Origin of the sequence: Streptomyces sp. NPDC014891 (genome assembly GCF_043081085.1) — a bacterium.
GTDB lineage: Bacteria > Actinomycetota > Actinomycetes > Streptomycetales > Streptomycetaceae > Streptomyces.
Window position 1 is genome coordinate 328,295 of the sequence record NZ_JBIBWF010000005.1, and the last position, 26,153, is coordinate 354,447.

Consider the following 26,153-nt stretch of genomic DNA (forward strand, 5'->3'; position numbering starts at 1 on the left):
CCCATCATCTCCTCATCAGTCGGCGACCGGGGTCCCGTTGGCATACTTCCACCTCTCCGGATAGACCCGGACGACCTTGCCCTCCGAGTTGGTCATCCACCAGTCGATGGACTTCCATCCACGGTCCTGCATTCGGACGGACGAGCGGAGCTTGGTCATCTCCCAGGCGGTTCCGTTCCTCCTGATGGTCTCCCAGTCGGTGGGCGCGATCGTCTCCCCACGCTTCAGATGCCCGTTCAGCGCCTCGTCCGCGGTCTTAGCGCCCGGGACGCCGTCCAGGGACACCGAGATCTTCACAGTGCCGTTCGACACCGCCCGCTCCACTCCCACCGTCCAGATCGGGCGCACTCCCATCCCCATGTCCTTCGGCAGCTGAATGCCGAAGTCCTGGTTGTTGAAGGTGCGGCCGCCGGTGATCTTGGCCAGATCGTCCGAGTAGGGGTTGATTCCGAGGACGATGCGCTCGCCGTCCTTGACGATGTCGTCGAGGATCGCCTGGCATTTCTTGATCAGGTCGTCGTCGGCCGAAGCGACCGAGAGCAATCCGGCCTCGGCACCCACGACCTTGAAACTCGCAGGGTTTGCAACCGTGCACGCTGCCCCAGCCTTCTGAAAGATCCGGCTGAGGATCCCTTGAATAGCTGCTTCGGTCAGGCCCACGGTGCGGAGCGCCCGATAGGCGTCCATGAACCCGACGCCCGTCTTGAGGGCTGCGTCCAGCGCCGTCACCGCGGCCTTGCCCGCCCGGAAAAGCGGACCCGCGACGAACCAGCTGGCCGCCCAGGCACAGTCCCCCCAACTGCCCCCGCTGCCGCCCGGGGTGATCAGCTTGGCGCAGCCGATGAAGTCGCCGAGAAGGACGTCAACCGGGTCGATGCCTGAGTTGAACTGGGCCATCGTCAGCGTGATGGACATGCGCTGGGACTTCGCGTCCGTGACCTCAGGACCGAGGTAGAACGTGTCCGCGCGCGGGCAACTACCGGCGTACGTCTCCGGCGCCGCCAGGCACATGAACAGGTCGACGTGCGACTTGTAGGTGACGGTCGCCGTGATCCTGCAGTCCCCGACGTGGACGATCGGGTTGCAGTTGTCCTTGACGACGTTCTGCGGCTCGCCGATGTACTCGATGTGATCCAGAACGGCCCACACCCCACCGATCCCGGTGGTGACGCCCTGCGAAATCTGCTCGTTGCTGCCGTTCGTCTCGGTGCGGTCCGCGGAAGCCTGTGCCTCCTCCGCCGACTCCCTGGCCCGGGCCGCGGCTTCCTCAGCCGCTGTGGCGTCAGATTCCGCTCGGGCAGCCGTATGCCGGGCGCTGGCCGCGTCTTCCTCTGCCTCAGAGGCGGCCAACCGGGCCGAAGCGGCGTCCTTCTCCGCTTCGGTGGCTGCCGCATCGGCCTCAGCGGCGTAGGCCGAAGCCGTATCGGCAGACGCCTGGGCGGCGGCGGCGTCCTCCACCGCATCCTGGTGGTACTTCACTGTGTTCGCTTCGGACTGCTGCGCGGCCTTGGCCGATGCATCGGCCGCACTCGACGACTTCTGGGCCGCCTCAGCGGAAGCAAGCGCCTGGGCGCTGGAAACCGCCGCTTCCGCAGCCGCCGCTGCCGCTGCCTTGGCGTCGGCGCCCGCCTCCGCGGCAACCTTCTGGGCCAATTTGGCGGCCGCAGAGGCCTGGTCGGCTTTGGCCTTGGCCAAAGCCGCCTGCTGGGCGGCAGCCGTCTTCGCCGCCTGCCCTGTCAGTACGGCCAGACCGGCCGACGTGTCTGTGTCCTGGTAGGGAGCTCCCAGTTCAATGGCGTCATTGGCCGGCTTGATCACCGTGAGAGCGGACTCGCCTGCAGCCTTCGCCGCCTGAGCCGTGGCGTGGGCGAAGCCAGCTGCTCGGACAGCCTCTCTGCCTGCCAGAATCGCTTCCGAACGGGCTACAGCCGCATCAGTCTTTGCCTTACGCGCATTGAGCTGTGCCGTCTCGGCTTCCGCCTTGGCAACCGCAGCGTTCCCCTTGGCCGCTCCAGCGGCGTCGATGGCCTCGGCTGCGGCGGCATGTGCGGTCCGCATCGCGGACTCGGTGGTGGCCACATCCCGCTTTGCACCATCAGCGAGGGCCTGAGCCCTCTTCGCCGCGCCCTCTGCCCGCGTCGCGGCCTCACGTGCCTTGGTCGCTGCTTCGGTGGCGTCACCGGCGGCCGACCTGGCAGAAACAGCGGCGGCAGTTGCGTTGTCGGCGGCTGTCCGGGCTCTGGACGCAGCATCGCGGGCCTCAGTCGCTGCCTCCGTACCGTCAACTGCGGCCAGCAAGGCCTCTGCAGCCTCCGCCTTGGCCACGAGGCTGTCACGGCGGAGCTGGGCCTCGCGTGCGCCGTCGCGGGCTTTGCTCGCCCGGCTTTCAGCGGCCAAAGCCGCGTCCTTCTTGGATGCCGCTGTCTCTCCTGCGGTCTGCGCGGCGGCCAGCTGATCCGCCGCTATCTGCCTCTCGTTCCTCGCCTTCGTCTCCGCGGCAGAGGCCTTGCCTCTCTCCGCGTCCGCCAACTCCTTCTGGGACTTCGCGTACGCGGCCTCCGCCTGAGCCTTGACCCGCTTGGCGTCGGCAGCCTCGGCTGCGGTCTTCGCCTTGGCCTCGGCCTCCTTCGCCTTGGTGGCGGCAGCCTTTGCCTTGGCCGCATTCTCAGATGCCTTCGCAGCCTGGGCGGCAGCCCCCTCAGCCGCGGCCTTGGCCTGCCGGGCCGCTTCCTCCGCGGCTTCGCGACGGAAGTCGGCCTTCGCCGCGTGCGCCTGTGTCATCGCCAGGGCGGAGAGAGTCTTGGCATCCGCTGCCGACGCCCGGGTGGCGTGGAGCGCCGTTTCCGTGGACTTCGTCGCGGCCGCGACCGCCGCGGCGGATGCCTTGGTGATCTGTGCCGCCTGCTGTCCGTACATGAGGCCACGACCGCGCGGCAGGCCGGCCGCGTCGGCTATGGCGTACGCCTCGGCCTGCGCCTTGTCCACCTTGGCGACCTGCGCGTTGGCATCGGTCATGGCACGGCCGGCGACGTAGAGACGTCCGCCGGCACGGCCCTGCGCGTGCTGGATGTTCCTGTCGACCTCGGCGAACTGCGCGGCGGTCGGGTAGTTGTCCGACTGCTGGTTCTGCGTCGTCCAGTAAGCCCGCCACGCGGAGAGCCGACTGGCGATCATGGACTGACCAAGGGCCTCACCCATCGCCTGGGTGGCCGTCTGGAGCGCCTTGTTCGCCTGCGCTTCGGCGGCGAGGATCGTGTCCCTCTGGAGACGCTGCCCCCGAAGTTCGTCCTGCCACTCGACGGACGCGACCGCCACCTCCGCACCGAGGACACCGTGTGGGTCCGGCGGATTGTGGCTGGTGCACGAGGCGAAACGCGCCTTCAGGTTCTCCACGTCGATCCGGAACTCGGTGGAATCCGGATCCGGTGCGCTGGTCGGGAATCCGCCGTACTGGAGGACCAGGCGAATGTCGTCGGCGTAAAGCCATTCACGCGACGGGAAGTTCATCCTCGTCCACGCGTCCCAGTCCTTCGCGTCCTCGTACCCGTTCGGTGAGTACCGAGACGTGATGACCTTGGTCGCCGCGTCTGCCGCCTCCAGACCAGCGCGCGGTGTCACGTTCTCGTAGAAGCTGCTCTCCGAGGTCCAGAACTGGTCGGCGATCCAACCGGAGAAGCCCGTCTGGCTGAAGATGTCGCCTTCGTCATCTCCCGGATGCCCGGGCGGCCAGTTCTGGTATCCGGGAACGAGGGGAAAGCCGGCGAGATCGATCTGGCTCTGCCAAGCTTTCTGACGATCCGTGGACAGCTCCTCGCCCTTCGCGAGCGCGTACCTCCAGTCCTTCTGGTACGCGGTGTGAAGCGGGGTGGTGTCCTCCCAGAATCTCTCGTTGGCCGCCGTGTGGAGTTCCTCGTCCGTCCCGGCGAGGCCGCCTCGCGCGACTGCCTTCATCGCCGCGCCGCCCTTACGCAGGACGTAGTTCAGTCTGCACTGGTCGGTGCGGACCGCAGCGGCTTGCTGGGGGTCGAAACCTGCCGGATCCTCCTGGGTCGACGCGATGCTGCTCAGCCTGAGCGGGAGCGGTTGCTGGAGATCGCTCCCCGCGATCGCGACCATCAGTGCCGTCGGCAGAGCGGTCGCGGCGACGAGCGCTCTTCCCGCACCTCTTCGGCGCAAGAGCGCCATGGTTCTTTTACGCATGGGTGAACTGCCGTTCCGATCAGAAGAGGTGGTCGAAGGCGGCCCAGCCGCCGGTGCCGATCTGAACCCGTGGCGCGAAGGGTGCACTGGAATTCCCCGTGCCCTTGAAGAGCCACAGCGGTCCGGCAGTGTCCGCGGCAATCAGGTCAGTCTTCCCGTCCCCGTCGTTGTCGCCCGTGGAGACGATCAGCTTGTGGATGTTCCATCCGCCGCCCACGGTGATGCGCGAGCCGAGCACTCCGTCCGCCACGAGGTTCCCGGTGCCGGGGTAGATGTAGAGCGTGCCGTCCGCGGAGCGCGCCACCAGGTCGGTCTTGCCGTCCCCCGTGTAGTCGCCGCGCCCTGCGAGTGCGGTCATCCCGCTCCATCCGCCGCTGCCGATACGCATGCGCGCCTGGAGGGTGCCATCGCCCTTGCCCTGGTAGAGCCAGAGGGTTCCGTCCGTATGACGGGCGACGAGATCGGGTTCCGGCGACCCACCCATGTTGCCGACGGAGACGATCATGTTGTAGATCTGCCAGCCGCCGCCTACGACCTTCGTGTCGTTGCCGTGCTCAGCCGTGTAGAAGAGCGTGGTACCCAGACGGTGGTAGACGTCGTTGCCTCTGCCGCCCTCTGAGATGTTGGCCTGGACGAGGGCGTCCGCCTCCCCCCATCCACCGCCCATGTCGACCATCGGCGCCACGCCTCCGGTCCCCTTGGGCTCGTAGTCGTAGAGTCGGCCGGACTTTCGGGCGAACAGCGGGAACATGACGGGGCCCGGCGCGGCTTGAGCCTGTGCGGCCACGCTCCCGGTGCGGTCATTCCATGGAGAGGATGGGCTCATGGCCGTGAGAAGCGCGGCCAGCAGGGCGCTCAGTACAGCTACGCAGATCGCCGCCCGGCGGAGCGGGCGGTCGAGTGGACGAAGCATGGATCTGGTGGGTCCTCACAGGGATTGCCTGCGTGGACGCAAGGAGGAACGCTGCACGACGGCCGCCCCCCGACGCCCGCGCGCTGAAGCGGATCCGCTTCAGCCATGATCAAAATAGAACATCAGTTTGACCCTGTGAAGATTCTTTCAAGTCTTTGTGAACGCCGCAGTGGCCCGCACGCAAGATAAGCGCGGGCCACGGGCGGCTGTGCGGCGTTCGCAGCAGTCCGGGATCAGCTGGGCTCGATCGTGTTGCGGAGGCCCGGGACCCGCAGGGTGCCGCCGAACTGGCCGGCCTGCATGACCGTCACGTCGGTGAAGATGGCGAGGGGGACGTCCAGCGGGGGCGGGGTCGCCGGGCTGAAGGTGACCGGGAAGAGCCCGAAGAGGTTACCCTTCAGGGACTCCGTGTACATGGTCACCGTGCCCTCGGTGATGGTCGACTCCTTGCCCGGGGTGGACCGGACGTGGGCCGACCGGCCGTCGGAGTGGACCGTCGTCTGGTGCAGGTCCTTGATCTTGACCTTGGACGCGGTGAACTTCAGCGCCTTCTTGATCTTGCCGCTGCCGGTCCTGACCTCGACGATGCCGTGGTAGTGGAGGCCTTCTAGCGTGAGCTTCGTGCTGTCCAGCCGCCACGGCTCGTCCGGGAGCAGCGGGATGCCGGGCTCCAGTTCGGCCGCCGCCAGCGCCTCGGGGTCCGGGACGGCGCACGGGATGTGGGGCTTGGCCCCGTCGGGTATGTCCTCGTCCTTCTTGGCGTCGAGGCCCTTGGCGCCCTCCGGCAGTTCCTCGACCTCGGCGCCGGCCTTCTCCGCGGCCTGCTCGATCTCCCGCTTGGTCTTCTCCGCCGGGTCGTCGGCCGGCTTCGGGGAGTCGGCCGGCTTCGGCGCGGTGGTCGCGGCGGGCTCGTCGGCGGTGTCCGGCTTGTCCGCGGGAGGCGTCGTGGAGGCGCTCGGGGTGGGCGCCTGGGTCGTCGGGGCCGCCGTGGTGGGCGTCTCGGACGGCTTGGGGTCCGGGCCGTCGAACAGGTCCTTGAGGGCGTCGCCGAGGCCCAGCGGGTCGAGCGGGTTCTTGGACGTGGTCGGCGTGGGCGTGGCCGTCGGCGTCGCGGTCGGTGCGGCGGTGGCCTTCGCCCGGTCGCCCGTCTGCTCGGTGGTCGCCTGCCCGGTCTCCGTCGCGGTCGGCGTCGGGCTTCCGGTGGCGGTGGGGGCCGCGGTGGCGGTGGGCGCGGTCGCCGAGGGGGTCGCGGTGGGGGTGTCGGACGGCTTCGGCTTGGCCGTCTCCGCCGGCTTGGTCGTCTCCTCCTGCACGGGCTCGTCCGAGCGCGTCACGCAGGGGCCGGGGGCGAAGGGGATGTCCTTCTCGTCGGCGAGGGCGAGCTTGGGCGTGAGGCCCATGCCCACGAACACCGCGGTCGGCATGGCGGCGAGCGCCATCGCCTTGCCCGCGGGTCCCTGGATCCTGTTCAGCAGCGACCTGCGGGGGGCCGCGTGCCGCGGGCCCTCCTTCGCGAGCGCAGACTGGGTCTGGTCACCCCGCACTGTTCCTCCCGCCCTTGGCGTCGATCGTGGTGTCGGTCAGCGGCTTCTGGCCCTCGCGCTGCTCCGGGAACACGGCGGCGACCATGGCCTCGGTCTCGGGGTCGAGGGCGGGGGCGGCCTCACCGGCGGCCTCCGGCCTGCTGTCGTGCTCTGCGTCGGGCGTCTCCTCCTCGTCGGTCTCCTCGGCCGGCGGGGCGGGGGCCCACGCGGCGGACATGCCGCCGCCGATGACCGCGAACAGGTAGCCGATGACCAGGCCGCCGAAGTTCGAGACCGGAATGGAGACGAGCGCCAGGACGATCGTCGCGACACCCGCGAACACCCGGACGATGGGCTGGAACCACATCGTCAGACCGAGCGTGATGAGCAGGACGCCGATGATCAGCGCGCCGGCTCCGGCGGTCGTCTGCATGGCGAGGGTGACATTGCCGAGCCGCATGTCCCCGTACGGAAGGTAGGCGATCGGCACGCCGCCGATCATGGTGAACAGTCCCGCCCAGAAGGGCCGGGTCTGCCGCCAGACCTTGAACCGGTTCTCCTTCGTGGGGACTTCGCGGGAGGCGGGGATCTCGGCGCTCATGGAACAGCTCCCTGGAAGCGGTGTTGCTGAGAAGTTGAAGAGAGGGTGCCTGGCGGGTGGGACCGCACGGGGCGGCCCCACCCTCAGGGCGATCCGGTCCTCATGGACCGGTCAGTCCTGGTAGCACTCCTTCGACGTGCCCCGGTGCAGGGACAGGTGAAGGTCGGGGAGCTTGAAGGTGCCGGCCGTGGTGGCCCACGCCTTCTGCTCCACGTTGTTCAGCGTGGCCTGCTGGGCGCGCTGGCCGAAGCCGTACGGGTTGGCCTTGGTGTTGGGCTGGATGCCCGGCTTGCCCGGAACCGGCTTGCCGTCGGGGCCCGCGTTGAGCTGGCCGGCCGCGACGCCGATGTCGATGTTGCTGAACTCGGCGTCGGCCTTGAGCTCGGAGACATCGAGGTAGATGTCCTTCGCGTAGACCTTGTCCTGGGGCTTGCCGGTCTTGGCGGCCTCGGTGCCGGCCTCCAGGCGGAGGGTGACGTCACCGATGAACGGCACCTTCGGCGTGACGACCGACTGGCACATGTTCGTGATCCAGGCCTCGGAGAAGCCGGACACCGCCACCGGGGCGGCGAAGTCCTTGCCCTCGAGGTCCTTGCCGGCGTCGACGCTGCCGTACTGGACGAAGTCCGTACCGACGAGGCTGTTCGCCTTAACCTTGAACTCCTGGCCGGAGATGCTGAAGGACGCGGCCAGCGCGCCCTGGGCCAGGCCGACACCGATCGCGGCCGTCGCGGCCACACTCGGGACCATGACGACGGCGAACCGCTTCCATCTGGTCCCGCCACGAACCTGGGACTTCATGAGAATTCCTCCTTCTCGGACGTACATCTCCGGAAGGGCCCGGGGCCCGTCCTGGGATGGGAGAAGAGCTACGTCCTCGGGAAGGGGAGCGCCGAGGCATCAGGCGGCGCGTTGCGCGTCCGAATCACCGGCGATCACCCCCGAGCGACAACCATGGGCCGCGCCTTGGCGCGCGACCTGATTGGACAGGCCCCGTTCGGTGAGAGCGGGAACCCCCCTGTCCACGACCGGTGCCGGAACACCGGTCCGCCCGGTGGGGACCCTCGCCGCGTCCCGGGTGGTTGCCGGGGTGGTGCGGTTCGGACCGAGCGTCGCCGATCGTGGTCCATTCCGGGCCCCCGCACAAGGGGGTTCGTTACTGGCTAGTAACGGGTGGATAACCACGCCATGGCGGGGTGGGGCCGAACGGGCACGGAGGGTGCGTTCGCGACACAGGGAATGTCGTCAGATGACCGGAAGAATACGGACAGAACAACAGGTTCGATTTACTGCAAGTAACAGCGGCCGCGATTACCAAGTTTTGGTAAAGCGCGGCCGCCTTTTGTCACTCTGCTGCCAAATCGTCGGACGATCGGGCGCACGGGACGGGGCTAGAAGAGCACCCGCGCCAGGGCCTGCCGGGCCGCCGTGACCCGCGGGTCGTCGGCGCCGATCACCTCGAAGAGCTCCAGGAGCCGCAGGCGCGCGGCGTTCCGGTCCTCTCCGGCCGTGCGGCGCACGGTCTCGACGAGACGCCCGAAGGCGTCCTGCACGTGACCGCCCACCAGATCGAGGTCGGCGGCGGCGATCTGCGCGGCCACGTCGGCCGGACCGTCGGCGGCGGCCTTGCGGACCGCGGCCGGGTCGAGGTCCTGCACCCGGGCGAGGAGTTCGGCCTGGGCGAGGCCGAGCTTGGCCTCCGGGTGGGCCGGGTCGTCGGCGAGCACGTTCTTGTACGCCTGCACGGCACCGGCCAGATCGCCCGCGTCGAGGGCGGCCATGGCCGCCTCCAGGATCGCGTCGTACGGGCCGGCGGGCCGGCCGGCCTCGGCCGCCTCGCCGTCGGGGCCCGCGCCGTCCGCGTCCACGACGATGCCGGTCAGACCGAAGCGCTCCTCGCCGATCTGGATCAGCTGGTCGAGGGTCTCGCGGATCTGGGCCTCGGGCACGGCGCCCTGGAAGAGCGGCAGCGCCTGACCGGCGACCACCGCGAAAACGGCCGGAATTCCCTGGATGCCGAACTGCTGCATCAGCATCTGGTTGGCGTCGACGTCGATCTTCGCGAGCAGGAAGCGGCCGTTGTACTCGACGGCGAGCCGCTCCAGAAGCGGGCCGAGCTGCTTGCAGGGCTCGCACCACTCGGCCCAGAAGTCGAGGACGACCGGGACCTCGGCGGAACGCTGGAGCACATCGCGCTCGAAGCCCGCCTCGTCGACGTCGATCACCAGGGCGGACGGGGGCACGGCGGCGGGGCCGCCCTGCCGGGCGGCGGCGGCGCGCGTCTGCTCCGCCTTCGCCTTGGCCTCTCCGGCCGCCTTCACCGCGGCGAGGTCGACGACGCCGCTCATGGACATGTTTCGGGGCTGCATACGTACATCCTCCCCCCTCCGCGTGCGTAACCGGTAAGCCATGGCTGAACCGTGCCGTCCACACGTCTCCCGCCGGTGTGCGAGACGTGGGGCGACACGGTTCTTCGTCTTCGCTTCACACCGGATCCCCATCCGGTGCCTGCTTGCGCCGGGTCCCCACCCGGTGCTTGGTTGTCGCTCGGGCCGCTCAATGCCTTTCGCTACAGGTCGTAGCGTAACTCCCCGGGGTGAGCCGGGGGGAGGGCGCGGGCCGGATCCGTACGGTGAACTGCCTCACACGCCGCCCCTCTGGCGCCGTACCTACCGGCGGGTATGGTCGACCTCCATGTGTAGCCGCACCGACCGCATCACCCGTACCGGGCGTCCCCGCTCCATCGAGGCCGACGCGGCCATCCTGGAGGCGACCCGGGCGGCCCTGGTGGAGCTGGGTTGGTCCAAGCTCACGATGGGGGACGTGGCCGGCCGGGCCGGGGTCGCCAAGACCACCCTGTACCGGCGCTGGGCCAACAAGAGCGAGCTCGTGGTCGACGCCGTCGCCGTCCTCTTCGATGAACTCGAACTGCCCGACCTGGGTTCCCTCCAGGCCGACATCGAGAACGTCGTCCTGCAGTTCGCGGCCCTGCTCGAACGCCCCGAGACCAAGACGGCCCTGATGGCGGTGGTGGCCGAGTCGACCCGTGACGAACCGCTGCGCGAGCGGATAAGGGCCTCGATCGTCGACCGGCAGAAGCGGCTCGTCCTGGAGGGCCGGATCCGGGCGCAGCGGCGCGGCGAACTCCCGGCGGACCGGGACCCGGTGGCGGTGGACGCCACCGACGACCTGATCTTCGACGTGATCGCGGGTGCGGTCGTGCACCGCGCGCTGGTGAGCGCGGAGCCGGTCGACGGACCGTGGGTGGCCCGGCTCTCGGCGCTCCTGGTGGGCGGCCTGGGGGCGGCGGCCGCCGTAGGCTGAGGCGCTCCACGCGTCGGGGGCGGTACGGGATGTCCCGTACCGCCCCCGACGCGTGAGGGCGCGAGCCGGACGGCCCGGGCAGGGGCCGTCGCGGGCGGAGGATCAGAAGCCCGGGGGCTCCGTGTAGACGCCCCACTCGTCCCGCAGGGCGTTGCAGATCTCGCCGAGGGTGGCCTCGGCGCGGACGGCGTCCAGCATCGGGGCGATCATGTTCGAGCCGTCCCGGGCCGCCGCCAGCATCGCGTCGAGGGAGGCGCGGACCCGGGCGTCGTCGCGGCGCTCCTTGCGCTCGCCGAGGACCCGGACCTGCTCCCACTCGACCTCGTGGCTGACGCGGAGGATCTCCAGGTCGCCGGTGACGGATCCGTGGTGGACGTTGACGCCGACGACGCGCTTGTCGCCCTTCTCCAGGGACCGCTGGTACTGGAAGGCGGACTCGGCGATCTCGCCGGTGAACCAGCCGTCCTCGATGCCGCGCAGGATGCCGGAGGTGATCGGCCCGATGGGGTGCTGCCCGTCGGGGTGGGCCCGGCGGCCGCGCTCCTTGATCTGGTCGAAGATCTTCTCGGCGTCGGCCTCGATGCGGTCGGTGAGCTGCTCGACGTACCAGGAGCCGCCCAGCGGGTCGGCGACGTTGGCGACGCCGGTCTCCTCCATGAGGACCTGCTGGGTGCGCAGGGCGATCTCGGCGGCCTGCTCGCTGGGGAGCGCGAGGGTCTCGTCGAGGGCGTTGGTGTGGAGGGAGTTGGTGCCGCCGAGGACGGCGGAGAGGGCCTCCACGGCGGTCCGGACGACGTTGTTGTAGGGCTGCTGGGCGGTGAGGGAGACGCCGGCGGTCTGGGTGTGGAAGCGGAGCCACTGGGCCTTGTCGGTCCGGGCGCCGTACACCTCCTTCATCCAGCGCGCCCAGATCCGGCGGGCGGCGCGGAACTTGGCGATCTCCTCGAAGAAGTCGAGGTGGGCGTCGAAGAAGAAGGACAGGCCGGGGGCGAAGACGTCCACGTCGAGGCCGCGGCTGAGGCCGAGCTCGACGTAGCCGAAGCCGTCGGCGAGGGTGTACGCGAGCTCCTGCGCGGCCGTCGCCCCGGCCTCGCGGATGTGGTAGCCGGAGACGGAGAGCGGCTTGTACGCGGGGATGCCCCGCGCGCAGTGCTCCATCAGGTCGCCGATGAGGCGCAGGTGGGGCTCGGGCTCGAAGAGCCACTCCTTCTGCGCGATGTACTCCTTGAAGATGTCCGTCTGGAGGGTGCCGTTGAGCACGGCGGGGTCGACGCCCTGGCGTTCGGCGGCGACGAGGTACATGCAGAAGACGGGCACGGCGGGGCCGGAGATCGTCATCGAGGTGGTGACGTCGCCGAGCGGGATGTCCTTGAAGAGGACCTCCATGTCGGCGGCGGAGTCGATGGCGACACCGCAGTGGCCGACCTCGCCGAGGGCGCGGGGGTCGTCGGAGTCGCGGCCCATGAGGGTGGGCATGTCGAAGGCGACGGAGAGGCCGCCGCCGCCGGCGGCGAGGATCATCTTGTAGCGCTCGTTGGTCTGCTCGGCGTTGCCGAAGCCGGCGAACTGGCGGATGGTCCATGTCCGGCCGCGGTAGCCGGTGGCGTGGAGTCCCCGGGTGTAGGGGTACTCGCCGGGCCAGCCGATGCGCTCGAATCCCTCGTAGGTGTCGCCGGGCCGGGGCCCGTAGACCGGCTCGACGGCGTCGCCGGAGAGCGTGGTGAAGTCGGCGTCCCGCTTGCGGGCCTTGTCGTAACGGGCCTGCCAGCGACGGCGGCCTTCCTCGATGGCGTCAGCGTCCATGCTTCGAATTTACTAGGACGTCCTAGTAAATGTCGATGGGAAACCCCCGCACATCAGTGCGGGGGTCCGTGTCAGGCCTTGACCGGCTCCGGCCGGGCGCCGTCGATCAGCGGCAGGGTCTCGGCGACGACCTTGCGCTCGACGAAGAACGCGGCGAAGGGGATGGTGCCCGAGACCAGGACCCAGAGCAGCTTCCCGAACGGCCAGCGGGCCTTGGAGCCCAGGTCGAAGGCGAAGACGAGGTAGATGATGTAGAGGACGCCGTGGGCCTGGGAGACCGCGAAGGTCACGTCCTCGCCCATGTCGAACCCGTACTTGAAGACCATGCAGGTGCACAGCACGAGCAGCATGACGGCGGTGATGTACGCCATGACGCGGTAACGGGTCAGCACGCTGGATTTCATGCCGTCGAGCGTAACGGCACGTTCCGGGCGATCTTCGCGCGGGTCCGGTCCCGACGGGCCCCGGCCGCCGGGCGCGGCCGGCCGGGCCGCCCGGCCCCCGCGGCCGGGCGCGTCAGCTCTCGTCGAAATCGTCCGCCGCGACCCGCAGCGGGCGCAGCATCGCGAAGATCTCGGCGCACTCCTCGGCGTCGTAGGCGCCGAGCCCGAAGTCCATCCCCATCAGGTCGCGGGTGGCGGACTCGACCACCTCACGGCCCTTCTCCGTGATGGAGGCGAGCGTTCCGCGGCCGTCGTTGGGGTTGGGGCGCTTGTCGACCAGACCGGACTTCACGAGCCGGTCCACCGTGTTCGTCACGGACGTCGGGTGGACCATCAGCCGCTCGCCGATCTTGGACATCGGCAGCTCGCCCGCCTTGGAGAAGGTGAGCAGCACCAGTGCCTCGTAGCGCGCGAAGGTCAGCCCGTACGGCTTGACGACGGCGTCCACCTCCGCGAGGAGGATCTGGTGGGCGCGCATGATCGAGGTGATCGCGGCCATCGAGGGGACCGGGCCCCAGCGCTTCTGCCAGAGTTCGTCGGCGCGGGCGATGGGGTCGAAGGGGAGACTGAGCGGCTTCGGCACGCGTCGACCTTACCGACTGGTCACATGCCGGTCAGCCCCGTCTCGCCTTTCGGTCGCCGGCCACCCCCGCCGGTCCGCCTCCGCCGTGCCCCCACCGGCGCGCCCGCCACCCCGGCAGCCCGCAGCTCGGCGGCGGCGGCGAGCAGGCAGAGGGTGCCGAGGACCCCCGTGCCGGCGACGACCGCGTGCACCGGGACGAACTCGGCGGCGAGGCCGGCTCCCGCCATCCCGACGCCCTGGACGGTCATCATGCCCGCCGTCATCAGGGTCATGGCCCTCCCCCGCTGCTCCTCCGGGACGGCGGCGACGAACCAGGCGTCGAGGCCGAGGGTGTACGCCCCGGTGGCGCCCGCCAGGAAGAGGGCGGCGGCCGCGAGGGGCACGCCGGGCTCGGGGGCGTACAGCAGGTACGGCAGGACGCCGGCCACGGCGAGCGGCAGCACGATCCGGGAGCGGGTCGCGGCGGACAGGAAGGCCCCGGCGAACAGCTCGCCCGCGATGGTGCCGACGGGCAGCGCGCACATGAGGAGGCCGAGCGCCGCGGTGGAGACGCCGATCCGGTCGGCGTAGGGCGCGGCGAGCGCCTCCGGGACGACCGCGAAGAGCGGCGGCGCCCAGAACATCAGCATCAGGGCGCGGACGCGGCGGTCGCGCAGGACGGCCCAGGTGCCGGAGAGCCCGCTCCCGGCCGTCCGCCCCGTCCCGGACGCGGGGGCGCGGGCGGGCCGGCGGACCGTGCCGAACCGGAGGAGCAGCGCGGAGACGAGGAAGGTGGTGGCGGTGACGGCGAGCGCGCCGCGCGGCGGGAGGACGGTGAGCAGGACGCCGCCGACGGCGTAGCCGGTCAGCAGGGCGCTCTGGGAGACGATCCGGAGCAGGGAGCGGCCCAGGACGAAGAGGTCGCCCTCGCCCAGGATGTCGGCGAGGGTCGCCATCCGGGTGCCGTTGAAGACGGGCGAGACGACGGCGATGGCGCAGCGCAGCACGAGCAGGACGGCGACGGGGGTGGAGGGGACGACCATGAGCGCGACGCAGGCCGCACAGAAGAGGTCGCAGACCACCAGGATCCGGCGGGGCGGGAACCGGTCGGTGAGCCCGGCGAGCAGGGTGCCGCCGACGAGGTAGGGGAGGAAGCCGAGGGCGAAGGTGAGGGAGGAGAGGAGCGGGGAGCGGGTGAGGTCGTAGACGAGGACGGTGAGGGCGAGTTCGCTGACGACGACGCCGAGCAGTGAGAACAGGTGCGCCACGAAGACGACCCGGAACTCCCGCACCCGGAAGACGGCCCGGTAGCCGGGCCGCCCGGCGGGAGCGGGGGCGACGGCGGGGTCCGCGGACGCGGCCGGCGGCGCGCAGGCGGCCGCGGGCGCGGACGCGGACGCGGGCGCGGGCGCGGGCGCGGGCGCGGACGCGGGCGCGGGGACCGTCGCAGGGGCGGGCGCGGGCGCGGGGACGGGCGCGGGTGCGGGCGCGGGGACGGGCGCCGGCGCGGGTGTGGTCGGCCGCGGTCCGGTCCCGGGGGGCGCGGTGGCGGGGTCGTCGTGGGTGGGCATGGCAGGCAGCGTGCCGTCGGCGGGGCGGCCCGCCCTAGACTTTCGGACCCAGGCGAATCTTCCGCTCGTCCGCTCGTCCCGCCCGGAGGGCCCGTGCCGTACCACCTGCGCTTCGGCGAGGCCGATCCGCTGCGGATCCGGTTCGCGATCTCCCCCCTCTGGGAGACGCACTCCGCCGTACGGGTCCTGGCCCGGCCCGGCAAGCAGGGCTATCACCTGCCCTGGATGCGGCGGATCTCGTCCGCCGCGCGGGACCTCGACCTCGGGCCGCTGCACCTGCTGATGCCCCTGCACGGGCACAGTCCGGACTTCCTCTACCCGCCGCCGCTGGGACCGGCCGCCGCCTTCGAGGACGAGATCGCGGCGGTGCGGGAGACCGATCCGGCGCTGGTCCTGACCGACTTCGAGCGGGCGCTCGCGGACACCCCGGGGGCCGCGGAGACGCCCGAGGGACGACGGCTCCTCGCCGATCCCGCCGGGGCGGTGCTGCGGCTCGCCGAGCTGCTCAGGGCGGCGTGGGAGGCGCTGATCGCCCCGGACTGGCCCCGGCTGCGGGCCCTCCTGGAGGCGGACGTGGCCTACCACTCGCGGCGGCTGGCCGAGGGCGGGCTCGAACGGCTCCTGGACGAGCTGCACCCGGCCTTCGCGTGGGACGCGCAGGCCGCCACGCTGCGGGTCGCCTACCGCGGCGAGCACACCCGACCGCTGGAGGGGCAGGGGCTCGTCCTGATGCCGTCGGTGTTCACCTGGCCGGACGTGGTGAGCGGCTTCGATCCGCCGTGGCAGCCGACGGTGGTCTACCCGGCGCGCGGGATCGGCGGACTGTGGTCCGGGGCGGGCGACCGCACCCCGGAGGCGCTCGGGCGGCTCCTCGGCCCGGTGCGGGCGGACGTCCTGTGCGCCCTGGCCGAGCCGATGGGGACGACGGCGCTCTCGCACCTGCTGGGCCGGGCCCCGTCCACCGTCTCCGCGCACCTGGCGGTGCTGCGGGACGCGGGACTGCTGACCTCGCGGCGGTACGGCCACCAGGTGCTGTACGAGCGGACCCCGCTGGGGATCGCGGTGTCGCAGCCCGGAACGGACTGACCCGCCTGTCACGACGGCCCGCCCCGGCGTCGGCGGCCCGCTCCGCCTCGTGCGGTTCGCGCCCGAAGGCGAGCAGCCCGGTGAGGCCGCCGACGGCGGCGAGCCGGTCGCGGTGCCGCGCGACCCGCTGCTCGGCGCCGTACCGGCAGGCCTCGGCGGGCATCTCGTCGACCGGGCCGAAGCGGTGGAGGACGAGGGCCTGGTCCTCGGGGGTCGGGAGCGGGGGCCTCAGCCCTCCAGGTAGCGCTCCACCGTGGCGACCTTGCTGGTCAGGCCGTCCGTGACGCCGGGGCGGATGTCGACCTTCATGACGACCGAGACGCGCGGCGCCCGCGCCTCCACGGCGGCGACGGCGCGCTTCACGACGTCCATGACCTGGTCCCAGGTCTCGCCCTCGACGGAGGTGAACATGGCGTCGGTGCGGTGGGGGAGGCCGGACTCGCGGACCACGCGGACGGCGTCGGCCACGTACTCGCCGACCTCCTCCCCCACGCCCAGCGGGGTGACGGAGAACGCGACGATCACGCCTTCACCGCGCCCTGGGCCTGCTCGGCGCGGGCACGGGAGGCGATGACCGCGTCCTGGGCTTCGCGCTTCAGCTTCCGCTCGGCGTAGAAGCCGCCGAACGGCAGCACGGAGAGGACGAAGTAGAGGGCGGCGGTCCCGAAGCTCCACTTGGTGCGGTTCCAGGCGTCCAGCCAGAACAGCACGTAGAGGACGAACAGCAGGCCGTGGATCGCACCCATGACCGGCACCGCGTTGAAGTCCGTCGTCCGCTTCAGCACCGAGCAGACGAGCAGGAGCAGGAACGAGACGGCCTCCGGCGCGGAGACGAGCCGGAGCCGGTGGAGGGAGGAAGCGGTCTTGATGTCCACGGAGGGGGTCACCTTCGTTCGATCTTGTGAACGGATGCACAAGGGCCCGTCCATTGTGCATGCCGACTTTGCTGTCTCTTTATCCGGGTCCCCAGTACCTTCAGCGGGTGGCAACGTTCCGACTCCAAGGCAGCAAGGTGCTCGCCGTCTCCATGACCGGCGACGCCGTCAAGGCGAAGAACGGCTCGATGGTCGCCTACGACGGCCAGATGGCGTTCAAGAAGATGAGCGGTGGCGGTGAGGGCCTGCGCGGCATGGTCACCCGCCGGCTCACGGGTGAGCAGATGGAGGTGATGGAGGTGCGCGGCCAGGGGACCTGCTGGTTCGCCGACCGGGCCTCCGAGATCAACCTCGTCTCGCTGCACGGCGACAAGCTCTGGGTCGAGGCGAGCAATCTGCTCTGCACCGACGCGGGGCTGCGCACCGGCACCACCTTCACGGGCCTGCGCGGCGGAGCGACCGGCAACGGCCTCTTCACCACGACCGTGGAGGGGACGGGCCAGGCCGCGATCATGTCCGACGGCCCGGCGGTGGTGCTGCGGGTGACGCCGCAGTACCCGCTCCAGGTCGACCCCGGCGCGTACATCGCCCACCAGGGCAACCTCCAGCAGCACTTCCAGTCGGGTGTGACGTTCCGCACCTTCATGGGCGAGGGCGGCGGCGAGGCCTTCCAGATCCGGTTCGAGGGGGACGGCCTCGTGTACGTCCAGCCGAGCGAGCGCAACACGGTCGGAGGGGACGTCTAGTGCCGTTCCGTGAGATCAACTCGAAGATGATCGAGGCGACGGTCGTCCCCGGGCAGCGGATGTTCAGCCAGCGTGGCGCGATGCTCGCCTACCGCGGCGACGTCACTTTCACGCCGAACACGGCCGGCGGCCAGGGCGGTGTGATGTCGATGATCGGCCGCCGCGTGGCCGGCGAGGCGACGCCGCTGATGACCGTCGAGGGCAACGGCACGGTGATGTTCGGGCACGGCGGTCACCACATCCAGGTGGTCGGGCTGACCGGCGACACCCTGTTCGTGGAGGCCGACCGGCTGCTGGCCTTCGACGGCACCCTGGAGCAGGGCACGATGTTCATGGGCTCGCAGGGCGGGGTCATGGGCATGGTCCGCGGCCAGGTGACCGGCCAGGGCCTCTTCACCACCACCCTCAAGGGGCACGGCGCGGTCGCGGTGATGGCGCACGGCGGCGTGATCGAGCTGCCGATCACCCCGGGCCGCCCGGTCCACGTGGACCCGCAGGCGTACGTGGCCCACCACGGCGACGTGCGGAACAAGCTCTCCACCGCGCTCGGCTGGCGCGACATGGTGGGCCGCGGCTCGGGCGAGGCGTTCCAGCTGGAGCTGAGCGGCAGCGGTGCGGTGTACGTGCAGGCCTCGGAGGAGAAGCTGTGACCGGTCCCGTGATCCACGACCCGGCGACCCTGCCGTCGGACGACAACGTGAACGCGTACACCTTCTGCGTGGAGCTCAAGGGCTCCCAGTGGTTCCTGCAGAAGGGCAAGATGATCGCCTACTACGGGCGGATCGAGTTCAACGGCATCGGGCACGGGCGGCTGGACCGCCTGGTCCGGACGTCCTTCCACTCGCCGCTGCACGCGAGCGACTGGGTGGTCGCGGAGGGCAGCGGCAAGATGCTGCTGGCGGACCGGGCCTTCGACGTGAACTCGTTCGACCTGGACGAGGGCAACCTGACGATCCGCTCGGGGAACCTGCTGGCCTACCAGCCGAGCCTCGCGCTGAAGCAGTCGATCGTGCCGGGCTTCGTGACGCTGATCGGCACCGGCAAGTTCGTGGCCGCGTCGAACGGCCCGGTGGTCTTCATGGAGCCCCCGATGCGGGTGGACCCGCAGGCGCTGGTCGGCTGGGCGGACTGCCCCTCCCCCTGCCACCACTACGACCACGGGTACATGACGGGTGTGATGGGGGGCGTGCGCGCGCTGACCGGCCTCGGGGGCACCTCGGGCGAGGAGCACCAGTTCGAGTTCGTGGGGGCGGGGACGGTCCTGCTCCAGTCGACGGAGATCCTGATGGCGGAGCGGGAGATCGGCGGGCCGCCGGCCCAGGCGGGCGTGCCGGGGGGCCATGGATCGCCCGGTTCAGGCCAGTCCGTGCAAGGCTCGGTACCGCGCCTTCCCGGCCAGCTCGGTGACCTCCAGCGTCGCTTCGGGCTGTGAGCGGTAGTCTGCGGAGTGTGACGTCATCGAACGCACGCTCCCAGACTTCGTCAAGTATTCAACTTCTTAGGTAGAATCCATACATGGAGACCGAGACCGCCACTCCGTGGCTCACCGACGCCGAGCAGTGTGCGTGGCGCACATTCCTGGACGTCAACAGAATGCTGACGTACCAGCTGGAGCGGGACCTCCAGCCCTTCGGCCTGACGATGAACGACTACGAGATCCTCGTGAACCTCTCGGAGTCGGCGGAACGGCGACTGCGCATGAGCGACCTGGCCGCGGCCACGCTCCAGTCGAAGAGCCGGCTCTCGCACCAGATCACCCGGATGGAGAACGCCGGACTGGTCCGGCGGGAGAACTGCGAGTCCGACCGGCGCGGGCTGTACGCGGTGCTGACCGACGCGGGCATGGCCACGATGCAGAAGGTCGCCCCGCACCACGTCGAGTCGGTGCGCAAGCACTTCATCGACCAGATCGGCCCGGACGCCCTCGGCGACCTGCACGAGTCCCTCAAGCCGGTCGCCGACCAGCTGCGCGGCCGCCGCGGCAAGCCGTAGCCCCGACGGACCTGACGGAGAAGGGCCCCACCGGTCGTCCCGGTGGGGCCCTTCTCCGCACCCGCGGGGCCGCGGCCCCGCTCAGTTGCCCGTCAGGCTCGCGACCAGCTCGTCCGAGGCGGCGTACGGGTCGAGGTCGCCCGCCACGATCCGCTCCGCGAGGGCGTCCAGACGCCGGTCGCCGTGCAGGTCGCCGATCCGCTCCCGCAGCGCCGTGACCGCGATGGTCTCCACCTCGCGCGCGGCGCGGACCCGGCGGCGCTCCGCCAGGACCCCGTGCTCCTCCATCCACGCGCGGTGCTTCTCCAGGGCCTCCACGACCTCGTCGATGCCCTCGCCGCGCGCCGCGACCGTCTTCACGATCGGCGGCCGCCAGTCGCCGGGCCCGCGCGCCTCGCCCAGCCCCAGCATGTGGTTGAGCTCCCGGGCGGTCGCGTCCGCGCCGTCCCGGTCCGCCTTGTTCACCACGTACACGTCACCGATCTCCAGGATGCCCGCCTTGGCGGCCTGGATCCCGTCGCCCATGCCCGGCGCGAGGAGGACGACGGAGGTGTCGGCCTGGGAGGCGATCTCGACCTCCGACTGCCCGACGCCGACCGTCTCCACCAGGATCACCTCGCAGCCGGCCGCGTCCAGGACGCGGATCGCCTGCGGCGCCGACCAGGCGAGTCCGCCCAGGTGGCCGCGGGTGGCCATGGAGCGGATGTAGACGCCCGGATCGGAGGCGTGGTCCGCCATCCGGATCCGGTCGCCGAGCAGCGCCCCGCCGCTGAACGGCGAGGACGGGTCGACGGCCAGGACGCCGACCCGTTTGCCCGCCCGCCGGTAGGCGGAGACCAGCGCGGACGTCGACGTGGACTTGCCGACGCCGGGCGAGCCGGTCAGGCCCACCACGTACGCGCCGCCGGTGAGCGGTGCGAGCGCCGCCATGACCTCGCGCAGCTGCGGGGACGCCCCCTCCACGAGCGAGATCAGCCGGGCCACGGCCCGCGGCCTGCCCTCCCGTGCCTGGGCGACCAGAGCGGGGACGTCCACCATGTGCTGAGCTCCTTGCCTGACCTTGCCGAGGTGACTTACTTGCCGGCGACGCGGACGATCAGCGCGTCGCCCTGACCGCCGCCGCCGCACAGGGCCGCCGCGCCGATGCCGCCGCCGCGCCGCTTGAGCTCCAGGGCCAGGTGCAGCACCACGCGGGCGCCGGACATGCCGATCGGGTGGCCGAGGGCGATGGCGCCACCGTTGACGTTCACCTTCTCGGGGGTAACGCCGAGGTCCTTCATTGACTGGACGGCCACCGCGGCGAAGGCCTCGTTGATCTCGATCAGGTCGAGGTCGTCGACGGTCAGGCCCTCCTTCTTGAGCGCGTGCAGGATGGCGTTGGACGGCTGCGACTGGAGCGAGTTGTCCGGGCCGGCCACGTTGCCGTGGGCGCCGATCTCGGCGATCCACTCCAGGCCCAGCTCCTCGGCCTTGGCCTTGCTCATCACGACGACGGCGGCGGCGCCGTCGGAGATCTGCGAGGAGGAGCCGGCCGTGATGGTGCCGTCCTTGGCGAAGGCCGGGCGGAGCTTGCCGAGGGACTCGGCGGTGGTCTCCGCGCGGATGCCCTCGTCCTTCGAGAAGACGACGGGCTCGCCCTTGCGCTGCGGGATCTCGACCGGGGTGATCTCGGCCTCGAAGATGCCGTTCTTCTGGGCCGCGGCGGCACGCTGGTGCGAGAGGGCGGCGATCTCGTCCTGCTCGGGGCGCCGGATGCCCAGGCGGGTGTTGTGCCTCTCCGTGGACTCGCCCATGGCGATGTTCTCGAAGGCGTCGGTCAGACCGTCGTACGCCATGGCGTCGAGCATCTCCACGGCGCCGTACTTGAAGCCCTCGCGGGACTTGGGCAGCAGGTGCGGGGCGTTGGTCATCGACTCCTGGCCGCCGGCCACGACCACGTCGAACTCACCCGCGCGGATCAGCTGGTCGGCGAGCGCGATGGCGTCGAGACCGGACAGACACACCTTGTTGACGGTGAGGGCCGGGACGTTCATCGGGATGCCGGCCTTGACCGCGGCCTGGCGGGCGGGGATCTGCCCGGCACCCGCCTGGAGCACCTGGCCCATGATCACGTACTGCACCTGGTCGCCGCCGATGCCCGCACGGTCGAGGGCGGCCTTGATCGCGAAACCGCCGAGGTCGGCGCCCGAGAAGGACTTGAGCGAACCGAGCAGGCGACCCATGGGCGTACGGGCGCCCGCGACGATCACTGAGGTGGTACCGGTCGTTCCAGACATGAGGCACGGCCCCTAGGGATGAGAAGTGAACGAGGGTTTACCGCCAATGTACTGAGCGGCGGACCGCCCGGTCATCGGCAGGTCGGTGTGACGGCGCGCACGTTGCGTAACCACCCCGGCGGCGCTGCACTGGAGGCATGCTGACGCGAATCGACCACATCGGGATCGCCTGTTTCGACCTGGACAAGACCGTCGAGTTCTACCGTGCCACGTACGGTTTCGAGGTCTTCCACTCCGAGGTCAACGAGGAGCAGGGCGTCCGCGAGGCCATGCTCAAGATCAACGACACCTCGGACGGCGGGGCCTCCTACCTCCAGCTCCTGGAACCCACCCGGGAGGACTCGGCCGTGGGCAAGTGGCTGGCGAAGAACGGCGAGGGCGTGCACCACATCGCCTTCGGAACGGCCGACGTCGACGGCGACGCCGAGGACATCCGCTCCAAGGGCGTCCGGGTCCTCTACGACCAGCCGCGGATCGGCTCGATGGGCTCCCGGATCACCTTCCTGCACCCCAAGGACTGCCACGGCGTCCTCACGGAACTGGTCACCTCGGCAGAGCCGTCGGCTGACCACTCCTCAGCGGAGCACTGACCTCCGGATTCCCGGCCCGGTAGAGTGGGCGACTCCGGGCCGGGGCCGGTCGGGGCCGCTCCGTGCGGCACCGTAGTCGGGATGTCGGGGTCGTCCGATCTGCCACGATTCCCCGGGGGTCCGTCCTCAGCCGTGAGGCCGGACTCGTCGGAGTTGCGAACAGGGTTGGGGTCTCCCCTGCTCGAAGAGCTCGGGGAAGGATGGACCGCGCAGTGCGGGGCTACGAACGCCAGGAGAGCCACCGAGCTGAAGACGACCATCTCGCCAGGTTCGAAGCCGAGATGGACCGGCTGAAGACCGAGCGCGAGAAGGCCGTTCAGCACGCCGAGGATCTCGGATACCAGGTCGAGGTCTTGCGCGCCAAGCTCCACGAGGCGCGGCGCACCATCGCGTCCCGGCCCGCCTACGACAGCGCGGACATCGGCTACCAGGCCGAGCAACTGCTGCGGAACGCGCAGGCGCAGGCCGAGCAGCTCCGCCAGGACGCCGAGCGCGAACTCCGCGACGCCCGCGCGCAGACGCAGCGCATCCTCCAGGAGCACGCCGAGCACCAGTCCCGGCTCCAGGCCGAACTGCACAACGAGGCGGTGCAGCGGCGCCAGCAGCTGGACCAGGAACTCAGCGAGCGCCGCCAGACCGTCGAGGCGCACGTCAACGAGAACGTCGCCTGGGCCGAGCAGCTCCGCGCCCGCACCGAGTCCCAGGCCCGCCGCCTGCTGGAGGAGTCCCGCGCCGAGGCCGAGCAGTCGCTCGCCACCGCGCGCGCCGAGGCCACCCGGCTCGCCGAGGAGACCAGCCGCCGCGTCGGCTCCGAGGCCGAGGCCGCCCGCGCCGAGGCCGAAGCGATTCTGCTGCGCGCCCGCAAGGACGCCGAGCGCCTCCTCGGCGCCGCCTCCAGCCAGGCGCAGGAGGCCACCAGCCACGCCGAGCAGCTCCGCTCCAGCACCGCCGCCGAGACCGACCAGGCCCGCCGCCAGGCCACCGAGCTCTCCCGCGCCGCCGAGCAGCGCATGCAGGAGGCCGAGGAGCGGCTGCGCGCCGCCCGCGCCGAGGCCGAGAAGGCCCTCGCCGAGGCCAAGGACGCCGCCGCCAAGCAGCTCTCCACCGCCGAGTCGGTCAACGAGCAGCGCACCCGCACCGCCAAGACCGAGATCGCCCGGCTGGTCGGCGAGGCCACCAAGGACGCCGAGGCGCTCAAGGCCGAGGCGGCGGAGAAGCTGCGCGAGGCGACCGCCGAGGCGGAGAAGCTCGTCTCCGAGGCCTCCGAGAAGGCCCGTACGGTCGCCGCCGAGGACTCCGCCGCGGCGCTCGCCAAGGCCGCCCGCAACGCCGAGGAGATCCTCACCAAGGCGTCCGACGACGCCCGCGAGACCACCCGCAAGGCCTCCGAGGAGGCCGAGCGGATCCGCCGGGAGACCGAGGCGGAGATCGACCGGCTGCGCTCCCAGGCCGAGGAGCAGGCCGACGAACTGCTCGGGTCGGCGAAGGACGACACCAAGGAGTACCGCGCCAAGACGGTCGAGCTGCAGGAGGAGGCCCGCCGGCTGCGCGGCGAGGCCGAGCAGCTGCGCGCCGAGGCCATCGCGGAGGGCGAGCGGATCCGCGGCGAGGCGCGCCGCGAGGCCGTCCAGCAGATCGAGGAGGCGGCCAGCACCGCCGAGGGACTCCTCACCAAGGCCCGTACCGACGCCGACGAGCTGCGGACGAAGGCCGGCGCCGAGAGCGAGCGGGTCAAGTCGGAGGCCGTGGAGCGCGCCCAGACGCTCCGGGCCCAGGCCGAGGAGACCCTGGAGCGCACCCGCGCCGAGGCCGAGCGGCTGCGCGCCGAGGCCGAGGAGCAGGCCGAGTCGGTCAAGGCGGCGGCCGAGGAGGCCGCGGCCGGGCTGCGCGCGGACGCCGAGCGGGCCGCCGAGGCCCGCCGCGCGGAGGCCGCCGAGGAGCTGACCCGGCTGCACACCGACGCCGAGGCGAAGGTCGCGGCGGCCGGGGAGGAGCTCACCGACGCGCGCGCCGAGGGCGAGCTGATCCGGCGCGAGGCCGCCGAGGAGACGGAGCGGCTGCGGACCGAGGCCGCCGAGCGCATCCGTACGCTCCAGGAGCAGGCCGAGCAGGAGGCCGAGCGGCTGCGGGCCGAGGCCGCGTCGGACGCCTCCGCCACCCGGACCGAGGCGGAGAGCGCGGCGGGACGGCTGCGCACCGAGGCTGCCGAGGAGGCCGAGCGGCTGCGGTCGGAGGCCCAGGAGACCGCCGACCGGGTCCGCGCCGAGGCCGCGGCCGCGGCCGAGCGGGTGGCCGCGGAAGCCGCCGAGGCGCTGGCCGCCGCCCAGGACGAGGCCGTCCGGCGCCGCCGGGAGGCCGAGGAGACCCTGGAGTCGGCCCGTTCCGAGGCCGGCCGGGAGCGCGAGCACGCCCGCGAGCAGTCCGAGGAACTCCTCGCCGCCGCCCGCAAGCGCGTCGAGGACGCTCAGGTCGAGGCGCAGCGCCTGGTCGACGAGGCCGAGGCGCGGGCGACCGAGATGCTCACCACGGCCGAGCAGACCGCCCAGGAGGTGCGGGACTCGGTGGCCGGTCTGCGCGAGCAGGCCGAGGAGGAGATCGCCGGGCTGCGCAGCGCCGCCGAGCACGCGGCCGAGCGGACGCGTTCCGAGGCGCAGGAGGAGGCGGACCGGGTCCGCGCCGACGCCTACGAGGAGCGGGAGCGGGCCGCCGAGGACGCCACCCGCACCCGGACGCGTGCGCAGGAGGAGACGGACGCCGCGAAGGCGCTGGCCGAGCGGACGGTCGCCGAGGCGATCGCCGAGTCGGAGAAGCTGCGGACGGACACCGCCGAGTACGCGCAGCGGGTGCGCACCGAGGTGACGGACGCGCTCGCCGCGTCCGAGCAGGACGCGGCCCGTACCCGCGCCGACGCCCGCGACGACGCGAACCGGATCCGTTCGGAGGCGGCCGAGCGCGCCGATTCGGTCGTCGGCGAGGCCCGCACGGAGGCGGAGCGGATCGCCGCCGAGGCGGAGCAGGTCCTGGACGAGGCCCGTCAGGCGGCGGACAAGCGCCGCGGCGACGCCGCCGAGCAGGCGGACGCCCTCCTCGCGGAGGCGACCTCGGAGGCGGAGCGGCTCACCCGCGAGACGGCCGCCGAGGCCGAGCGGCTCACCGCCGAGGCGGTCGAGCTCATGGAGACGGCCGAGCAGGACGCCCGGCGCCTCCGCACCGAGGCCGAACAGGTCAAGGCCGACGGGGAGGCGCACGCGGAGGCGCTGCGGGCGGCCGCGGTCGCGGACGGCGAGCAGGTCCTCGACGAGGCCCGCAAGGCCGCCGACAAGCGCCGCGCCGACGCCGCCGAGCAGGCCGACGCCCTCATCGCCGAGGCGACCTCGGAGGCCGAGCGGCTCACCCGCGAGACGAACGCCGAGGCCGAGCGGCTCACCGCCGAGGCGGTCGAGCTCATGGAGACCACCGAGCAGGACGCCCGGCGCCTCCGCACCGAGGCCGAACAGGTCAAGATCGACGGGGAGGCGCACGCGCAGGCCCTGCGGAACGCGGCCCTGGCCGACGGCGAGCAGGTCCTCGACGAGGCCCGCAAGGCCGCCGACAAGCGCCGCGCCGACGCCGCCGAGCAGGCCGACGCCCTCATCGCCGAGGCGACCT

The 26,153-nt window shown here is 71.5% G+C and carries 22 protein-coding genes and 1 pseudogene; 8 read left to right on the top strand and 15 right to left on the bottom strand.

The genetic code is table 11. The features are described 5' to 3' along the window. Positions 1-15: 15 nt before the first annotated feature. The 6 genes from ACF09E_RS16770 to ACF09E_RS16795 all read right to left on the bottom strand — a co-directional run bounded on the left by ACF09E_RS16770 (position 16) and on the right by ACF09E_RS16795 (position 9,606). A complete protein-coding gene (locus ACF09E_RS16770; protein WP_392040688.1) occupies positions 16-4,185 on the bottom strand; it encodes a polymorphic toxin type 27 domain-containing protein in 4,170 nt (1,389 codons plus the stop codon). A gap of 34 nt (positions 4,186-4,219) precedes the next feature. Further along, positions 4,220-4,987: an FG-GAP repeat domain-containing protein gene (locus ACF09E_RS16775; protein WP_392205864.1), complete on the bottom strand. Its 768-nt coding sequence runs from the start codon at positions 4,985-4,987 to the stop codon at positions 4,220-4,222. 359 nt (positions 4,988-5,346) lie between these two features. Further along, the gene (locus ACF09E_RS16780) at positions 5,347-6,657 is read right to left on the bottom strand and encodes a hypothetical protein (protein WP_392205866.1); all 1,311 of its coding nucleotides are present in this window, start codon (positions 6,655-6,657) and stop codon (positions 5,347-5,349) included. Further along, positions 6,647-7,237: a DUF6114 domain-containing protein gene (locus tag ACF09E_RS16785; RefSeq protein WP_392040697.1), complete on the bottom strand. Its 591-nt coding sequence runs from the start codon at positions 7,235-7,237 to the stop codon at positions 6,647-6,649. The genes ACF09E_RS16780 and ACF09E_RS16785 overlap by 11 nt, the downstream gene beginning before the upstream one ends. Positions 7,238-7,348: 111 nt before the next feature. Further along, positions 7,349-8,038 carry a DUF6230 family protein gene (locus ACF09E_RS16790; protein ID WP_392040700.1) on the bottom strand — a complete coding sequence of 230 codons (690 nt, stop codon included), beginning with the start codon at positions 8,036-8,038 and terminating at the stop codon, positions 7,349-7,351. 590 nt (positions 8,039-8,628) lie between these two features. Beyond that, complete coding sequence (locus ACF09E_RS16795) at positions 8,629-9,606, bottom strand: tetratricopeptide repeat protein (RefSeq protein WP_361858002.1); 978 nt, start codon at positions 9,604-9,606, stop codon at positions 8,629-8,631. Between the two features lie 325 nt (positions 9,607-9,931). On the opposite strand from ACF09E_RS16795, the gene ACF09E_RS16800 reads away from it, so the two are divergent. After that, positions 9,932-10,561, top strand: a complete 630-nt coding sequence (locus ACF09E_RS16800; RefSeq protein WP_392205868.1) for a TetR/AcrR family transcriptional regulator — start codon at positions 9,932-9,934, stop codon at positions 10,559-10,561. A 102-nt stretch (positions 10,562-10,663) separates the two neighbouring features. On the opposite strand, the gene ACF09E_RS16805 is transcribed toward ACF09E_RS16800, so the two are convergent. From ACF09E_RS16805 to ACF09E_RS16820, 4 genes are all read right to left on the bottom strand, one after another. Beyond that, positions 10,664-12,364: a methylmalonyl-CoA mutase gene (locus ACF09E_RS16805; protein ID WP_392205869.1), complete on the bottom strand. Its 1,701-nt coding sequence runs from the start codon at positions 12,362-12,364 to the stop codon at positions 10,664-10,666. Between the two features lie 71 nt (positions 12,365-12,435). Next, positions 12,436-12,768 carry a DUF3817 domain-containing protein gene (locus tag ACF09E_RS16810; RefSeq protein WP_361863178.1) on the bottom strand — a complete coding sequence of 111 codons (333 nt, stop codon included), beginning with the start codon at positions 12,766-12,768 and terminating at the stop codon, positions 12,436-12,438. 112 nt (positions 12,769-12,880) lie between these two features. Beyond that, positions 12,881-13,390: a MarR family winged helix-turn-helix transcriptional regulator gene (locus ACF09E_RS16815; protein WP_392205870.1), complete on the bottom strand. Its 510-nt coding sequence runs from the start codon at positions 13,388-13,390 to the stop codon at positions 12,881-12,883. 20 nt (positions 13,391-13,410) lie between these two features. Then, the gene (locus ACF09E_RS16820; RefSeq protein ID WP_392205871.1) at positions 13,411-14,940 is read right to left on the bottom strand and encodes an MFS transporter; all 1,530 of its coding nucleotides are present in this window, start codon (positions 14,938-14,940) and stop codon (positions 13,411-13,413) included. Positions 14,941-15,033: 93 nt separating this feature from the next. Here ACF09E_RS16820 and ACF09E_RS16825 point away from each other — a divergent pair, with 93 nt between their 5' ends. After that, positions 15,034-16,026 carry a DUF5937 family protein gene (locus ACF09E_RS16825; protein WP_392205872.1) on the top strand — a complete coding sequence of 331 codons (993 nt, stop codon included), beginning with the start codon at positions 15,034-15,036 and terminating at the stop codon, positions 16,024-16,026. 34 nt (positions 16,027-16,060) lie between these two features. Here ACF09E_RS16825 and ACF09E_RS16830 read toward each other — a convergent pair. The 3 genes and pseudogenes from ACF09E_RS16830 to ACF09E_RS16840 all read right to left on the bottom strand — a co-directional run. Then, positions 16,061-16,231: pseudogene (locus ACF09E_RS16830) on the bottom strand (TetR/AcrR family transcriptional regulator); the annotation flags it as partial. 23 nt (positions 16,232-16,254) lie between these two features. Next, positions 16,255-16,551: an MTH1187 family thiamine-binding protein gene (locus ACF09E_RS16835; protein WP_361853513.1), complete on the bottom strand. Its 297-nt coding sequence runs from the start codon at positions 16,549-16,551 to the stop codon at positions 16,255-16,257. Then, on the bottom strand, positions 16,548-16,901 hold the full coding sequence (locus ACF09E_RS16840; protein WP_392205873.1) for a DUF3817 domain-containing protein: 354 nt from the start codon (positions 16,899-16,901) through the stop codon (positions 16,548-16,550). Before ACF09E_RS16840 ends, ACF09E_RS16835 begins: the two co-directional genes overlap by 4 nt. 107 nt (positions 16,902-17,008) lie before the next feature. Between ACF09E_RS16840 and ACF09E_RS16845 the strand changes: the two genes are divergently transcribed. From ACF09E_RS16845 to ACF09E_RS16860, 4 genes are all read left to right on the top strand, one after another. Then, on the top strand, positions 17,009-17,647 hold the full coding sequence (locus tag ACF09E_RS16845; protein ID WP_221745145.1) for an AIM24 family protein: 639 nt from the start codon (positions 17,009-17,011) through the stop codon (positions 17,645-17,647). Continuing rightward, positions 17,647-18,297 carry an AIM24 family protein gene (locus ACF09E_RS16850; protein ID WP_392205874.1) on the top strand — a complete coding sequence of 217 codons (651 nt, stop codon included), beginning with the start codon at positions 17,647-17,649 and terminating at the stop codon, positions 18,295-18,297. The genes ACF09E_RS16845 and ACF09E_RS16850 overlap by 1 nt, the downstream gene beginning before the upstream one ends. Beyond that, positions 18,294-19,079 carry an AIM24 family protein gene (locus ACF09E_RS16855; protein ID WP_388793542.1) on the top strand — a complete coding sequence of 262 codons (786 nt, stop codon included), beginning with the start codon at positions 18,294-18,296 and terminating at the stop codon, positions 19,077-19,079. The genes ACF09E_RS16850 and ACF09E_RS16855 overlap by 4 nt, the downstream gene beginning before the upstream one ends. 83 nt (positions 19,080-19,162) lie before the next feature. Then, positions 19,163-19,639: a MarR family winged helix-turn-helix transcriptional regulator gene (locus tag ACF09E_RS16860; RefSeq protein WP_392205875.1), complete on the top strand. Its 477-nt coding sequence runs from the start codon at positions 19,163-19,165 to the stop codon at positions 19,637-19,639. Positions 19,640-19,720: 81 nt separating this feature from the next. Here the strand turns inward: ACF09E_RS16860 and meaB are convergent, their stop codons facing one another. Together meaB and ACF09E_RS16870 are read right to left on the bottom strand one after the other, a co-directional pair. After that, positions 19,721-20,677, bottom strand: coding sequence for a methylmalonyl Co-A mutase-associated GTPase MeaB (gene meaB / locus ACF09E_RS16865; protein ID WP_392205876.1), 957 nt, complete (start codon positions 20,675-20,677; stop codon positions 19,721-19,723). 35 nt (positions 20,678-20,712) lie between these two features. After that, positions 20,713-21,915, bottom strand: coding sequence for an acetyl-CoA C-acetyltransferase (locus ACF09E_RS16870; protein ID WP_392205877.1), 1,203 nt, complete (start codon positions 21,913-21,915; stop codon positions 20,713-20,715). A gap of 137 nt (positions 21,916-22,052) precedes the next feature. Between ACF09E_RS16870 and mce the strand changes: the two genes are divergently transcribed. Next, positions 22,053-22,505, top strand: coding sequence for a methylmalonyl-CoA epimerase (gene mce / locus ACF09E_RS16875; protein ID WP_055602101.1), 453 nt, complete (start codon positions 22,053-22,055; stop codon positions 22,503-22,505). 212 nt (positions 22,506-22,717) lie between these two features. Beyond that, positions 22,718-26,153 (top strand): polarized growth protein Scy (scy, locus tag ACF09E_RS16880; protein ID WP_392206114.1); only part of this gene is annotated, 3,436 nt, incomplete at its 3' end.